This is a genomic window from Psychrobacillus sp. 05T411, from assembly GCF_056396485.1.
In genome coordinates this window covers 1-14,774 of the sequence record NZ_JBFTLO010000006.1, presented here as the reverse complement: position 1 = coordinate 14,774, position 14,774 = coordinate 1, and the positions used below count along the sequence as shown (strand labels likewise).

The window sequence follows — 14,774 nt, the reverse complement described above, 5'->3', positions numbered from 1 at the left end:
GAAAGATGGTACAGCGGAATACATTTAACTATTTATTGTTCATACTAGGTTTTCCTGTACATCTAATAACTCTTCTTTTCTATCGATCAAAACAGAAAAAAGATACATATTATTCAATCCTAGAAGAAATAAAAGCATCTTTCATCGCATCTGGAATAGAAAATGAATGGAGAAATGAATATAAGGAACAGTATATCCGTAAGCAAGCTTTTTTTAACAGGCAAGTAAAGGAACAAGAAATGAATGATGAAATAAATAAGCTTGTAGAAGAAAGATTTACGAAGGAACTAAAAGAAAAAGCAAATGAAATAAGTGAACAAAAAGGGATTAGGCAGCTAACATATCATACATATTTTCAAAGTTTGCTTGAAAAACCATTCTTTTTATTACTAACTTTCATTCCAGGAATTTTAATGTATTTGTTACTTGTGATCTATAGCAATGCGTATGTGCAATTTATTTTTGAACGATTAATTATGAGTGTCTTTGTTATAGCGGGAGTTTCTATTTTAGTATTTACGATTTTGTATTTATCACCATTCGATTCAGCGGCGAACTTACTCGGTGAGGCAGCTACAAAAGAGCAAATTGCCGCGTTCAATCAAATGCATGGATTGGATCTACCGTATTTGTCCCAACTATGGAATGCACTAAAAGGAATTGCAACGTTCAATTTGGGAGCTTCCTTTACGGGCAATGAAGATGTAGCAACTAGTATAGCGAATAAATTTCCGATAACATTAATCATTGCAGTTCTTTCCTTGTTAATGGCAGTAGTAATAGCGATTCCAGTTGGAATTATTTCTGCAACAAGACAGAATTCCTTTTTGGATTATTCCTTTATGTTCATTGCATTAATAGGATTATCAATTCCTAATTTTTGGCAAGGACTCATTTTTATATTAAATTTCTCGATTAAGCTGCAATGGCTTCCAGCGACTTATAGTCCGCAAAACTGGTTATCTATTATTATGCCAGTTATTGTGCTAGGTACTGGTCTTACTGCATCCGTCGCTAGAATGACGAGATCCTCCATGTTAGAAATCATTAATGAAGACTATATCATTACAGCAAAAGCAAAAGGACTTAATGAGCGACAGGTACTTTGGAAACATGCTGTAGGGAATGCAATGATTCCGATTATTACAGTTATTGGTTTGCTTTTCGGGGGAATGCTCGGGGGAGCGGCGGTAACGGAGAAAGTATTCAATATTAGCGGGATTGGAAGTTATATAGTGGATAAGCAATTTATCCCTGATATTCCGGCAATTATGGGTGGGGTTATATATATTGCTATAACGATATCTTTAGTGAATGTGCTCATCGACATTTTGTATGCGTTTTTTGATCCACGTATTCGATCCAAGATGAAGCAATTGTAAGGAAGAAGTGGGTGTTAAAATGATTTCTCATCAAAAACATGCATTAAAGGTGTCTAAAGAATATACCCAAGCAAACTTTGCGTGGATTCTTTCATCTATCATGACATTTATTCTATTATGGAATAGTTTTAATTTTAAAGAAGGAAATGTAAAATCGAATGTCTTTTATGCTTTCCTTATTTATGCTGTGTTTACTGGCTTTCAACTGTTTCTTACTTGGAAAATAAAGCGTGATTTATTGAAATATGGTGAAATACAATCGAAAACAAGAAGGCTAGGATATATACAGCTTATTAGCATAGTAACAGCGAATATTTTCACAGCAGCTTTTGCCTTTAATCTAATCAAAAAGAAAAAAACACCTGAGTATGTGTTTGCTGTGTACATGGTATTGACGCAGTTATTTATACTTGCAATTTCTTCTTTCAATTTATTTAAACCATATGTAACAGATAGCTTTATACCGGCAATGGGGACATTACTGGTCATACTAGTTTTTCAAATAGTTATGTTGGTGCTCGTAGCAAAATATGTGCAAGCTGGAGCAGCTCCTTCCTGGATGTTGATACCAGCAGTATTATTAATTATTACTTCTATAACAGGAAATCTATTTAACTTGTTGTTAGGTATAAGTTTAATCGTTAAAGTTCGTAGTCATGATCAATCGAGAATAATAAAGTGGAATACGATGTGGGATAAAATTACTCGAAATTCTACTGCTATTCTTGGAATGTTTTTTATCATTCTTTTATTTTCCCTATCGATTTGCAGTACATATACATTTGACTATGATATGGCTGTTGAAAATAATTATGGTGCATTACTTCAAAAACCAAGCTTGGCTTATCCTTTTGGAACAGATGACTTTGGCAGGGACTTATTTTCAAGAATTATTTTTGGAGCGAGAATTTCACTTTTAGTGGGCTTTGCTTCGACATTGATACCAGTAGTAATTGGAGGATTTCTTGGCGCGTTGGCAGGGTATTACAGTAAGCGCGCAGACAATATTATTATGCGATTGCTCGATATTTTGTACGCAATACCAGGTATTTTACTTGCAATTGCCATTATCGCAGCATTCGGTGCAAATACAATGAATTTAATACTTGCGCTAAGTGTAGGAGCCATTCCAACCTATGCAAGAACTATGCGTGCCAACGTTTTAATGGTATCCAATTATGAATTTGTAGAATCGGCACGTGCACTTGGTTCATCGGATTGGTCGATTATTTTCAAACAAATTGTTCCGAATTCGCTTGCTCCAATGATTGTGAAAGCTACATTAACTATCGGTGGAGCGGTTATTGCGACAAGTAGTTTAAGTTTCTTAGGACTAGGAGTAGAACCGCATATCCCAGAATGGGGCAACATTTTAAAAATAGGTAGTACGTATCTAGAGTCTCACTCGTATCTTGCGATTATACCGGGTCTTGCTATTATTGGCCTAGTATTGTCATTCAACTTTTTAGGAGATGGACTTCGGGATGCTTTAGATCCAAGAATGGATTAACTATAAAAATTATTTGGGGGTACTTAAGGATGAAAAAAAGTTTACTAGCTATCCTGTTTGTGGTTGTTTTAGTGTTAGCGGGATGCGTAAATACCAAGTCGGATGTTTCGGACAAAGCAACTGATAAAAAGGATTCAACAACAGATCAAAGTGATGTAGTTATTGAGTTATTAGGTATGAGCACTGGGGAAGCAGATATGAACATTGTTCGTGATCAATTGATTAAAAATGGCTTTCAAGTGAAACTGAATATTCAACCAGACTACGGTAGCTTTACGGCACAAAAAGATGCTGGAAATTATGATTTAGCCTTATCTAGCTGGACGACAGTTACTGGAAATCCTGACTACGCAGTACGTGCCTTATTCAAAACAGATGGTGCAAATAGTATTATGTCTGATGAGGAAATTGACAAATTAATTGATCAAGCAAGTACGGAAACATCGGACCAATTTACAGAGACATACAAACAATTTGAACAACGTCTTGTTCTCGACAAAGCGTATATTGCACCACTTTACAATTCATTTAAAGCACAAGGTGTAAATAAGGAAGTATTAAACGTGGATACGGTAAGACTGGCAAAATCACGTGCAGTCGCATGGGAACCAATAGATTTTGTAGATACTTCTAAAAGAGATTCAGAGCCATTAATTATGCAACAAGCAATTGGAACATTAACATCATTAGATCCGATTAAAGGAAATGATGGTTCCATTAACACATTAAATACGAATATGTACGTAAGACTTGTTAACTTAACGGATGATGATGTAGTCGTATCAGATGGATCATTATCGCTTAATCATGCAATTGCTGAAGGAAACCAAGATTATTATTTCCTTCTTCGTGACGACATTAACTTTGCAGCAATTACAGACGGAAAAGCAGTAGATTCAGGCGAGCGAGTTGGTGCGGACGATGTTGTGTTCTCATTAAACCGTGCAAAAGATAAAGATTCTGTACCTGATCACCGAACATACAGCCTACATGAAAGTATGCAAGAAATAGCAGTTGTAACGGACCTTTCAGAATTAGAAGTCAAGCAGTCTGGAAGTGATACAACGGTAAAAGAAGCGCTAGAAGATGGTCTAGATACGAAAATTACAGAACTAGTAGAAGATAAAACAACAGCTGATAACGCGGCAGGTAAGTACCAAGTGGTGAAAATTACAACTGTAAATCCATTCCCACAAGTGTTGAATTATTTAGCTCATCAATCTGCAGGAATTGTTTCTAAAAAACAAGTAGAAAGCATTAATACGTATGATGTTGCATCTTTTGATGTAAACAAAGACATTGCTTATGGTGACCAAAATACAGTGACAGAAGGCGATAAATATAACAATACCTTATATGCAAGCGGTCCATACATTTTGTCTCATAAAAATGACTATGAAGCTGCGTTCCTAAAAAATCCTGCTTACATGCCAGGTACGGAAAATGAAGCGAAGATTTCAAATGTAACTGTACGCTTTATTCAAGATGCTGACAGTGCACTTTCAGCACTTCGTAATGGGGAAATTCATATATTCAACGGTGTGCCTGAAACAAAATATGATTTAGTAGAAGGTGACAGCAAGTTATTCCTACAAAAAAGTGATAGCAATGCTGTAACATATTTGCTATTCAATACGAAAAATCGAGAAGTAGCAAATAGCGAAGACTTAAGAAAAGCTGTTTTATATTCCATTAACCAAGATGAAATTTTAAATTACTACCAAGGTAACAAGAAAAAAGCAGTTTCTACTGTTAGTCCACTTGTCGACACTGGAAACGAATTAGTTTCTGATGCAGCTAAAGTACAAGAATACTTAGATGCTTATCAAGCAAGTAAATAAAACACTAAAAAAGCTCGACGAAGCAAAACGCTTCCTCGAGCTTTTTATTATTTCAGTTGCTACAACATGGGAAGAAAGAATGCAATTGCTCCAAGTACAATGGAAGCCCAAGCTAGGAATTTTTGAGGGAATGTTAAGCCGATTAAGCCTAAAACTACTGCAGCACCGCCAAGCCAAAGTGGGTAATAGAAGAACCCAGCGATTGCCAGTATAATTCCTATCCAGCCGATCCAACTACCTAAAGAAGCTTTCATCACAAACACCTCCTTTTTACTATTGGAAAGAACAATAAATGACTAAAAATCGACATGATTGTTCTTTTTACTAGTATATGAAGAGAGGGGATATAAATAATAAACAATTCGGACGAAATTTGTAGAATAATAGAGTTTTAGTTCCGGAAAGGATAAAAAAACAGCATTCAAAAACACAAAAAAGTACAAGCTGTTGAACTTGTACCCAAATTTCTGCTCAGGACCCTATATAGTTTAGACATATGGATAAATTCTCAAGTAGCAAAAGGTATGGCAATTATTATATCGCCCGTGATATAAGGATACTGTTTCGTAAGGTGACTGCTATGATTTACGCTGCAGTCGGACCCTTTTCCGCCAGGTGCAGCTTAAATCATAGGGAAATTGCTTATCGGCTCAATTTCAACTTACTAAAAATAAAATTTTATCCAGTTTACGGAATTTTATTAACAGTAAATGGCTAAGGGCAACAAATCGTTCATTGAAAGCAATCAATTCTACCATGAAAGCAACCAAATTAATCCGAGAGCAACCAAATTGCCAGTGAGAGCAACCAATTCTCAAAATAGCTCTTAACTTGGATTGAGACAACGATGACTACGACGCATTATCCCTATTATGTGGACCATACCAATCTCTGTCCGAGGCGGCGATAGTTCTTGTACCTTTATTTTTGTATTATTTCCCGCCTAACAGATCAAAAAGACCGCCAGCAATACTTCCTTCACCTTTGGATCCGCCACCTGGTGTTTGAGGAGCAGCTGCAAATACACGGCTAGCTAAACGGCTAAATGGTAACGACTGAATCCAAACAGTACCCGGTCCACGAAGTGTTGCGAAGAATAACCCTTCCCCACCGAATAATGCTGTCTTTACTCCTTTTACCATTTCGATATTATAATTTACATCGGATGTCATCGCTACTAAACATCCTGTATCTACACGTAGTGTTTCCCCTACCTGCAAGCTTTTACGATGAATAGTACCACCTGCATGAACGAAAGCCAAACCATCACCTTCAAGTTTTTGCATAATAAATCCTTCACCGCCGAAGAACCCAGCCCCTAACTTGCGTTGAAATTCAATACCAACGGAAACTCCTTTTGCTGCGGCTAAAAAGGCATCTTTTTGACAAATAATTTTACCGCGGTATTTGCTTAAATCCATCGGAATGATTTTTCCTGGATACGGAGAAGCAAAATAAACATGTTTTTTTCCACTACCAGTATTCGTAAACGTAGTCATAAATAAACTTTCACCTGTAAGCATACGTTTACCGGCGCCCATAAGTTTCCCCATGAGTCCGCTACTACTAGAAGCGCTTGAACCATCTCCAAAAATAGTTTCCATCGAAATGTCATCTTCCATCATCATTAAGCTACCAGCTTCAGCAACTACCGTTTCCCGTGGATCTAATTCGATTTCTACAAATTGCATATCATCCCCATATAATTTGTAGTCAATTTCGTGATTGTTCATGTTTAATTTCCTCCTTTGTCATAACTAATTAAGTATACGAAAAAAGGGAAGAAAGGTTTCAAAGTAGAGTTCAGATTTTTCGAAAATTAATAAAGGGATTTAATAGGGATTATAGAATGTAGTAAACAAAGGCATTTTGACAAAAGAGTATTTGCAACAGCAGAGCAACTTTGCGCGGCATGTAGTCGGGTAGTGAAGCATAAGCATATTAAGAGGGAGTTAACAACTAGCAAACAAATAGACACTTAAATAATGGAGGTACCAACATGAAGGTTGCTGTATTAGGTGCAGGTTTAATGGGGAAAGAAGCAGCACGTGATTTAGTGAAAAGTCCTAATGTGGAGAAAGTATTATTATGTGATTTAGATGTGGGACAAGCGAATATGTTCCGGGAAAGGCTTCAAAACGCGAAGATTGAAGTTTGTAGATTAGATGCAAATGAAGATGAAAGTATAATAGAAATTATGAAAAAAGCTGATGTAATTATCAATGCACTTTTTTATACGTTTAATGAAAAGATAGCAAGACTAGCTGTTGAAGTAGGCGTGCATTGCATTGATTTAGGTGGACATATTGGTGGAGCGACGGATGCGGTACTTTCACTAGATAAAAAAGCACAAGAAAAAGGGATTACCCTCATCCCTGATCTAGGAGTAGCACCAGGAATGATTAATATTCTTACTGGTTATGGAGCAAGTAAATTGGATGAAGTAGAAGGAATTCATCTATATGTTGGTGGAATTCCCGTAGAGCCAGAAGGGATTTTCAAATATAATATCGTTTTTTCACTTGAGGGAGTTTTTGATCATTACACGGATACTTCTCATGTCATTCGAAACGGAAAGCTACAAGAAGTAAAATCCCTTTCGGAAATTGAACCAATATTCTTTAAGAATTACGGGGAGTTAGAAGCATTTCATACTGCTGGTGGAACATCCACATTGAGCAAGTCATTCCCAAATGTAGATACATTGGAGTATAAAACTATTCGATATAAAGGTCATGCGGAGAAGTTCAAACTGCTAGTGGACTTAGGATTAACGAATAAAGACACGGTCGTCAATATAAAAGGCAATATGGTGAAAGCCCGTGATGTTTTAAAAGAAGTTCTAACCCCGCAGTTATTGCTAGGAGATAAGGACGATGCTGTTTTACTAAGGGTCATTGTGACGGGTATTGAAAATGGAGAAAATGTTACGTTCACATATGAACTCGCAACGAAAAAGGATCGAATATCTAGCACTACTGCAATGGCAAGAGCAACAGCTAACACGATTTCGGTTGCTGCTCAAATGATTGGCAATAATGTCATAACTAAAAGAGGTGTCTATCCTCCAGAATTAATTGTACCTGGCGACTTATATATAAGAGAGATGGCTGCCCGCGATGTAAATATTGTAGAAACGGAAGTGAGAGGGGAACGCGTATGACCTCTTAGTGCTTTGCGGAACGAGTATTACTTTGTAAAATAGAAAAGTGCATTTGAAGAATAATAAAAAGGTTTTCTTAATGCCATAGGCACCAAGAAAACCTTTTCTGTCCATATAATATAATAACTTGAAGGGGATATTCGAAAATAGTTAATTAAAAAAAGTAAAGTCCGATGCTAATAACGATTCCGCTCAATATGAGAACAAATATACAGAAGCCCATAATATCTTTTGCGCGAAGTCCAGCAATTGCTAGTGCAGGAAGTGCCCAAAATGGTTGGATCATATTAGTCCAAGCATCTCCCCAAGCAATAGCCATTGCCGTTTTAGCATAGCTTAAATCCAAGGCAGAAGCGGCATCTAGCATGATTGGTGCTTGAACAGCCCATTGTCCGCCACCTGATGGGATAAAGAAGTTTACTATACCGGCAGCATAGAAGGTGAATAAATAGAAAGTATGCTCATTGGAAATGTTTATGAATGCTTCGGATACCACTCCTGCTAGACCGGAAGCAACCATCATTCCCATAATACCTGCGTAAAACGGGAATTGAATAACAATATCACCAACTGTTTTTGCTGCATTTTTAACGGCGACAAGAAAACGTTTAGGTGTTCCATGACAAATAATACCGAGTGTAATAAATATTAGATTAACGACATTTAAATTTAAGTCAAAACCTTTTGTGATGAAGTGTTGGACAAGATATACAACTCCAAGTAAACCGATTAAAACAGTTAAAATATAGCTTCCTTCTAATCGTGAAGCTGGCGTTTTCTTTTCTTTTTCTTCTTGTTCAACCTCTGTATCTTCTTCTAGTAAGGAAGGATCGATTGAGTAAGTATCTTCTTTTTTAGGCATCATCCATCTATTTAATAAAGGAACCGAGATAAATAGTGCGATAACTATAACTAAGTTATATGTAGAAAATAATGTTTCAGTAGTTGGGATGACACCCATTTTTTCCGCAAAAGGATGCCCTTCTGTTGCGATGGAAAGTGGAACGGAACCTGCTAAACCACCATGCCACACGATAAATCCAGAATAGGCACTCGCGATAAGTAATCGGTAATCGACATTTTTTACTTTACGCGCAATCTCTTTTGCAAACAAAGCACCAATGACTAAACCGAAGCCCCAGTTGATCCAGCATCCGATTAAAGAAACGACAGTTACAAGAATAATAGCAGAACCAGGTGATTTTGCCGTACCTGCCATTGCGCTAAGTAATTTTTTGAATATAGGACTACTAGCTAAAACATGTCCTGCTAAAAGAACGACAACCATTTGCATAGTGAAAGAAAGTAAGCCCCAAAAACCATCTCCCCAGTAAGTTGCCATTTCAAGTGGTGTAGAATCCGTTAATGTTACCCCTAGTAAAAATACTAATAATGTTAGTATTGCTACAAAAATATATGGATCAGGTAAGTACCTTTCCATTAGTGCGTTTGAAAATCGTGTAAGTGTCTTCACAACTAATCTCCTTTGCTTTTTTGTATATCCCCTTCATACTATTATAATAGCCTAATAATATAGAATACTCTATTAGATAAATAATAATTTTGTAAATTAAATAGTTTCTAACTTTAGTGAAACTAAAAGGTGAATTTTCAGTCTAATGGATTAACAAGGAATTTAGGAAAGGAAGATGAAAGTGAAAAAGTGGCTTATATCGACCATTGCATTCGTTTTAATAATTGGAATTACAGGTGCATTTTATTTTTCTAAAACAGAGATAAGTGCCGAACGCAATGTATCAACCAATCAAGCATTTAAAGAAAGCAGTGAAATGCAAACCGTCCAATCCAAAGAACAATTAAAAGCTTATTTTGAAAAGGTAAAAGAACTACAAACGACACAACAGAATGGAGCAGCGGTAACTGCTGAATCTGCTAATACGATGGAAGCTAAAGATTCCTCCAGTGGTGGTCAAGGAGGAGACTATTCTACTACAAATAACCAAGTAGAAGGTGTGGATGAAGCCGATATCGTAAAAACAAATGGTAGTCATGTATTTACGATTAGTGAAAATAATGTAGTTATTGTTAATGTAAAAGATCCAAAGCAGATGAAAGAAGAAAAGAAAATCTCATTTGCGCAAGACTTTTATCCGACTCATTTACTATTATCAAATAATACGTTAATGGTTATCGGACAGAAAAACGTTTTTCGCACACTGGAAATGGAAAGTACAAATAGGATGGATAGCATGTCCTTACCAATGGATTCGATGACAACTGTATATTTCTATGACATTTCCAATCCAGCAACACCGAAACAAACAAGGGAAATTGCGACAGAAGGGTATATGAATGGCGCACGCCTAACAAATAATACCTTATATTATGTTACGACTGTTTATCCGAAGTTCTGGATGATAGAAGAAAACGAAGATGCGGAGTTGCGCCCATTTACGTATGATTCCAAATTCGACAAGGAAGCAAAACCGATGAGCTATAATAACATCGCAATCCTTCCTAGCACTATGGGAGGAAACTATAGTATTATTTCGGCAATCGATGTATCAAATCCAGTAGAAAATGAATTAAAAACGAAAGGGTATCTTGGCGGCAGTGAACAATTATACATGTCAAAAGATAGCCTATATTTAACATCAACCATTTATGAACAGAATAATTCCAATGCGAAAAAAATGATTTGGAATCCAGGAGAAATGGACACAGAAGTATTTAAGTTTGCATTAAACGATACATCTGTGCAATTTATTGCGTCGAATCGTTTAACAGGAACGATATTAAATCAGTTTTCCATGGATGAGCATAAAGGTTATTTCCGAACAGTAACGACAAAAGGGAATAGCTGGGATGAAAATAAAGTATCCGAAAATAATCTATTTATACTTGACGAACAGATGAAAACGGTAGGCCAGATAACTGGCCTAGCAAAAGATGAGCGAATCTATTCAGCAAGATTTATGGGAGATAAAGCATATATGGTGACGTTTAAAGAAACAGACCCATTATTTGTTATTGATGTAGCGAAACCAACCGCTCCAAAGGTATTAGGGGAATTAAAAATCCCAGGTTTTAGTAATTACTTGCATCCATTAGATGAAAATCATTTAATAGGTTTTGGTTATGAAACAATCGTAGATACGCAATTTGGTAATAAGCAACCTCTTATAATGACAGGTGGCATGAAGGTTTCCCTTTTTGATGTAAGTGATTTTACGAAACCGAAAGAATTGGATACCGAAATAATTGGGAACCAAGGAACATACTCCTCGATTCAATATGATCATCATGCTTTGTTCCAGCACAGTGAAAAAGGGTTATATGGTTTCCCAATTTCCATTTATAAAAAAGGAAAAGAGTATGCAGAATTTAAGCAAGATGGGGCACTAGTGTATGAAATTACACCTGAGAATGGGATTGTTTTAAAAGGAAACCTTTTAAACCCAGAAAATCCTTCTTTGCAATACGAAGAGTGGGAAAAAAGTATCCAGCGAATGATTTATGTGGAAGATTCTTTATATACAATCGCCATGAAAGAAATCAAAAGCTATAATCTTAATTCGTTTAAACAATTAAGTAAACTGTCGTATTAAAACAAAAAGACTCCAAAAGCGTTATAACGCTTTGGAGTTTTTTATATTATACGTGATATAGAGAAAATGCGTCTTAGTGAGTTGACTAGTGACCGCTATGATTTTCGCTGCAGTCGAACGCTCACCCCGTGGAAAGCGTCCACACTGAAGCGGAAATCCCAGTGGACTCTTACCAAGCACTATCTCTAATGTGCGTCATTCCATTCATCTATCCCATTTCTATGCAGGTCCTTGCACTTTTGTTATGGAGAAAATTTATTCAGTTTGCCACATTATTCAACTCAGATACTGTAACAAACGAATAGCCTTCGTCTTGCAAGTAGGCAAGTACAGCGTCTAAACCTTCTGCTGTAGACATATGTATATCATGCATTAAAATAGTAGAACCTTCCTTCACATGTTTTTTTACATGTGTAAGTAAATGATCAGCGTTTCGATATTTCCAATCGAGCGTATCTACATCCCACAAAACGACTGGCAGGGAAGTTTGTGCACGAACAATATTATTTACAGCTCCGTATGGTGGGCGGAATACAGTTGGTTTACTACCGGATGCTTGTTCAATCGCGTCACTCGTATTATTAATCTCTAAAGCAATTTTTTCAGCAGAAGCCTTTGTTAAATCTATATGATTCCATGTATGGTTGCCTAACTCATGTCCAGCTTCCTTCATTTCCTTTACTATCTCCGGATAGAAAGAAACACGACTTCCGAGCATAAAAAACGTGGCTTTGGCATTATACTTCTTTAGTGTATCGAGGATCAATCTAGTTGAATCTGGGTTTGGGCCATCATCAAATGTGAGTGCAACAACTTTGGTAGATGAATTTACAACTTTGTCATCCTTTTGTTTTTCACCGGAAGGTTGTTCCTCTTCTTTGGCTGATGACGTTTTGGGTGGTTGAATAGCTACCTCCGGGAGTTTGAAACTGTCGGCGATAATTTCGTTCATATCCTCGAGTGGAATAGATACGATTGGAGATCCTGCCGCACCAGCGGTAATTTCATAGTCGTCATAATAAAATTCGATTGAATCCTTCTTCAAGGAAAAGTTCGAATAATTATCCCAAGTAGGCATTGTTTTTTCTGTAAATTGTTTTTGAAGTATGTAGGGATTCAATTGTTCATCGGATAGTATAGATTCTCTTACTTTTGTAGCAAGTTTCACAAGTGCTTTTTCATTGTCCGCGAGCAAGTCATTAATTGTGAGCATGTGTCCAGACTGATTATGCAAACGGAAAATTCTCGTTTCGGATAATCCGTTAGCTCCATCTGAATTCATATAAGAATGAATTACAAAAGAATAATAGCCTGTTGTATGCTGAAAAACTTCAAATGATATATTCAATTCGCCGCTACGATGTATATTCGATTTAGGTAAATCATCGGTTTCCTTTAAATACAATTTTTTCAAATTATTTGTATAAGTCTTTACAAGGTCATTGAATTGGGGAACGTTACTTTGCGGAAATTGAATTGCATACGGTGTTTTTTCATCATTAGACGTTTCCGTAATAATACGAATTCCTGGATATACCGAATCGCTTTCATTAATTTGTTCTTTTGGAACAGTTGGAAGGTTGGCTGATACTACTTCTTTTTCTTTTTTTGCAGGATCTGGAAGCGTTAGAAGAAAAACCGTTAAACTACTTAATGCAAGAATAGTTATGATAAACGTAATATCAATCCAACGTCCTTTTTTTTGGAATCGTGGATGGGTGGACATGATGATGATTCTCCTTTTCTAGTACTTATCTATTATATTAGATTAGACGGATGAATAGGGAAGAAAGTTTTAGTTTTCATTGTTTTTATTATCAACGTTCGATAAGATTATCGTAGTTGAATTTCACTTTACAAAGGAAGGTGTTCTGATTGTCGCAAAACGCCGAATTAGCAGTAGAATGTTGTTTACTTGCAGGCCGTTTAATGATGGAGAGTGGAGCGGAGACGTATCGTGCAGAAGATACAATGGATCGGATGGCGGTTTCGCAGCAACTAACGCAATCACAAAGTTTTGTCACACCGACTGGCATCATATTTACAGGAAGTAATAGCCTTCCAACTAAACTAGTAAGGATTAGTAATAGGTCAACGGATTTAGAACGAATAGCACTTGTAAATAGCGTTTCGAGAAAACTTGTGAATCAGGAAATTACTTTACAAGAAGCGCATGCAGAGCTGGTTAGTATTGAAAAGGAACATAAAACGCTCCCATTATGGATACAAATAGTAGCCGCATCTATTGCATCTGCTTCTTTTCTTTTGTTATACGGAGGTACATTTAAAGACGTTCCCACTGCGTTAATAGCTGGAGGCGTAGGGTTTTCTATTTCTACGATGTTAGAGATGAAAACGAGGGTGAAATTTTTTGCGGAGTTTTTAGCGGCATTATTTATATGTTTGATCGCCATATTTTCGGTTTCATGGGGAATGGGAAATGAAGTTGATTCCATTATTATTGGTTCAGTCATGCCACTTGTCCCGGGATTACTTATAACGAATGCTGTACGTGATTTAATGGCAGGCCATTTTGTTTCCGGTGTATCAAAAGGAGCAGAAGCGTTTTTAACTGCTTTTGCCATTGGTGCAGGGGTTGCATTAGGTTTGTCATTTTAAGGAGGTTTGCCTATGTCGTATTTCATGCAAGGGATTTTAAGTTTTGCAGCAGCAGCAGGGTTTGGAGTTATATTTAATGCGCCGAAAAAATCACTTTTCTATTGCGGTATTGTTGGTATGACGGGCTGGCTTGTATATTCTTATGTAGACGATTTAAGTAATGACCCTGCAAAGTCCTCATTCGCCGGTGCATTTACAGTTGCTTTTGTTGCGCATTTAATGGCCAAAAGATTTAAAATGCCGATGATTATTTTTAGCGTAGCAGGCATTATCCCGTTAGTTCCAGGTGGCTCTGCTTATAATGCAATGCGAAATGTGATAGAGAAGGATTATACTGTGGCAATGGAATATGCATCAGTTGCACTTATTATCTCAGGCTCCATAGCGATGGGTTTAGTTTTTGCGGAGATTATTACGCAATTATCGGTGAAAGTAATAGGGAGACTAAAAGTAAAACCGTGAGAAAAATTCTCACGGTTTTTTTATTGCCTAGGAAGCTAAAAAAGTTTAAACATATGTATAACTTTTTTTTAGTAATACAAGGTATGGCATTCTTTATATTGTACGTAGTATAGGGAAACTGCGTGGTAGTAAGGCGAATAAAGTGTCCGCTGTGATTTTCGCTACAGTCGTACGCTTTCCGCCGGGTGAGCGATGAGCCATCCCCGCCGCCCTTAGGCGTACGTTGTT

At 36.8% G+C, this 14,774-nt stretch carries 11 protein-coding genes; 7 read left to right on the top strand and 4 right to left on the bottom strand.

Going from position 1 to position 14,774, the window contains the following annotated elements; all coding sequences use genetic code 11:
* The first annotated feature begins 5 nt into the window (after window positions 1-5).
* The 3 genes from AC1DFT_RS06145 to AC1DFT_RS06135 are packed head-to-tail and all read left to right on the top strand — an operon-like array spanning window position 6 to window position 4,733.
* Entirely contained in the window at window positions 6-1,382 is a 1,377-nt protein-coding gene (locus tag AC1DFT_RS06145) for an ABC transporter permease subunit (protein ID WP_477918454.1), read from the top strand.
* 19 nt (window positions 1,383-1,401) lie between these two features.
* Window positions 1,402-2,892: an ABC transporter permease gene (locus AC1DFT_RS06140; protein ID WP_477918314.1), complete on the top strand. Its 1,491-nt coding sequence runs from the start codon at window positions 1,402-1,404 to the stop codon at window positions 2,890-2,892.
* A gap of 29 nt (window positions 2,893-2,921) precedes the next feature.
* On the top strand, window positions 2,922-4,733 hold the full coding sequence (locus AC1DFT_RS06135) for an ABC transporter substrate-binding protein (RefSeq protein WP_477918313.1): 1,812 nt from the start codon (window positions 2,922-2,924) through the stop codon (window positions 4,731-4,733).
* Window positions 4,734-4,792: 59 nt separating this feature from the next.
* Here AC1DFT_RS06135 and AC1DFT_RS06130 read toward each other — a convergent pair whose 3' ends face one another.
* The gene (locus AC1DFT_RS06130; protein WP_477918312.1) at window positions 4,793-4,987 is read right to left on the bottom strand and encodes a hypothetical protein; all 195 of its coding nucleotides are present in this window, start codon (window positions 4,985-4,987) and stop codon (window positions 4,793-4,795) included.
* A 678-nt stretch (window positions 4,988-5,665) separates the two neighbouring features.
* Window positions 5,666-6,466 (bottom strand): TIGR00266 family protein, encoded by an 801-nt coding sequence (locus tag AC1DFT_RS06125; protein ID WP_477918311.1) that lies wholly within the window; start codon window positions 6,464-6,466, stop codon window positions 5,666-5,668.
* A gap of 266 nt (window positions 6,467-6,732) precedes the next feature.
* Here AC1DFT_RS06125 and AC1DFT_RS06120 point away from each other — a divergent pair, with 266 nt between their 5' ends.
* Window positions 6,733-7,896 carry a saccharopine dehydrogenase family protein gene (locus tag AC1DFT_RS06120; protein WP_477918310.1) on the top strand — a complete coding sequence of 388 codons (1,164 nt, stop codon included), beginning with the start codon at window positions 6,733-6,735 and terminating at the stop codon, window positions 7,894-7,896.
* A 154-nt stretch (window positions 7,897-8,050) separates the two neighbouring features.
* Here the strand turns inward: AC1DFT_RS06120 and AC1DFT_RS06115 are convergent, their stop codons facing one another.
* Window positions 8,051-9,370, bottom strand: a complete 1,320-nt coding sequence (locus tag AC1DFT_RS06115) for a short-chain fatty acid transporter (RefSeq protein WP_477918309.1) — start codon at window positions 9,368-9,370, stop codon at window positions 8,051-8,053.
* A 181-nt stretch (window positions 9,371-9,551) separates the two neighbouring features.
* Between AC1DFT_RS06115 and AC1DFT_RS06110 the strand changes: the two genes are divergently transcribed.
* A complete protein-coding gene (locus tag AC1DFT_RS06110) occupies window positions 9,552-11,465 on the top strand; it encodes a beta-propeller domain-containing protein (protein ID WP_477918308.1) in 1,914 nt (637 codons plus the stop codon).
* A 259-nt stretch (window positions 11,466-11,724) separates the two neighbouring features.
* Here AC1DFT_RS06110 and AC1DFT_RS06105 read toward each other — a convergent pair whose 3' ends face one another.
* Window positions 11,725-13,191 (bottom strand): polysaccharide deacetylase family protein, encoded by a 1,467-nt coding sequence (locus AC1DFT_RS06105; RefSeq protein ID WP_477918307.1) that lies wholly within the window; start codon window positions 13,189-13,191, stop codon window positions 11,725-11,727.
* A gap of 149 nt (window positions 13,192-13,340) precedes the next feature.
* Here AC1DFT_RS06105 and AC1DFT_RS06100 point away from each other — a divergent pair, with 149 nt between their 5' ends.
* Complete coding sequence (locus AC1DFT_RS06100; protein WP_477918306.1) at window positions 13,341-14,084, top strand: threonine/serine exporter family protein; 744 nt, start codon at window positions 13,341-13,343, stop codon at window positions 14,082-14,084.
* A gap of 12 nt (window positions 14,085-14,096) precedes the next feature.
* Window positions 14,097-14,546: a threonine/serine exporter family protein gene (locus AC1DFT_RS06095; protein WP_477918305.1), complete on the top strand. Its 450-nt coding sequence runs from the start codon at window positions 14,097-14,099 to the stop codon at window positions 14,544-14,546.
* Window positions 14,547-14,774: the final 228 nt, after the last annotated feature.

Bases quoted from the DNA above. Each gene is read 5' to 3' on its own strand.
- AC1DFT_RS06145 (WP_477918454.1), top strand. From the start codon at position 6: ATGGTACAGCGGAATACATTTAACTATTTATTGTTCATACTAGGTTTT.
- AC1DFT_RS06140 (WP_477918314.1), top strand. From the start codon at position 1,402: ATGATTTCTCATCAAAAACATGCATTAAAGGTGTCTAAAGAATATACC.
- AC1DFT_RS06135 (WP_477918313.1), top strand. From the start codon at position 2,922: ATGAAAAAAAGTTTACTAGCTATCCTGTTTGTGGTTGTTTTAGTGTTA.
- AC1DFT_RS06130 (WP_477918312.1), bottom strand. From the start codon at position 4,987: ATGAAAGCTTCTTTAGGTAGTTGGATCGGCTGGATAGGAATTATACTG.
- AC1DFT_RS06125 (WP_477918311.1), bottom strand. From the start codon at position 6,466: ATGAACAATCACGAAATTGACTACAAATTATATGGGGATGATATGCAA.
- AC1DFT_RS06120 (WP_477918310.1), top strand. From the start codon at position 6,733: ATGAAGGTTGCTGTATTAGGTGCAGGTTTAATGGGGAAAGAAGCAGCA.
- AC1DFT_RS06105 (WP_477918307.1), bottom strand. From the start codon at position 13,191: ATGTCCACCCATCCACGATTCCAAAAAAAAGGACGTTGGATTGATATT.
- AC1DFT_RS06095 (WP_477918305.1), top strand. From the start codon at position 14,097: ATGTCGTATTTCATGCAAGGGATTTTAAGTTTTGCAGCAGCAGCAGGG.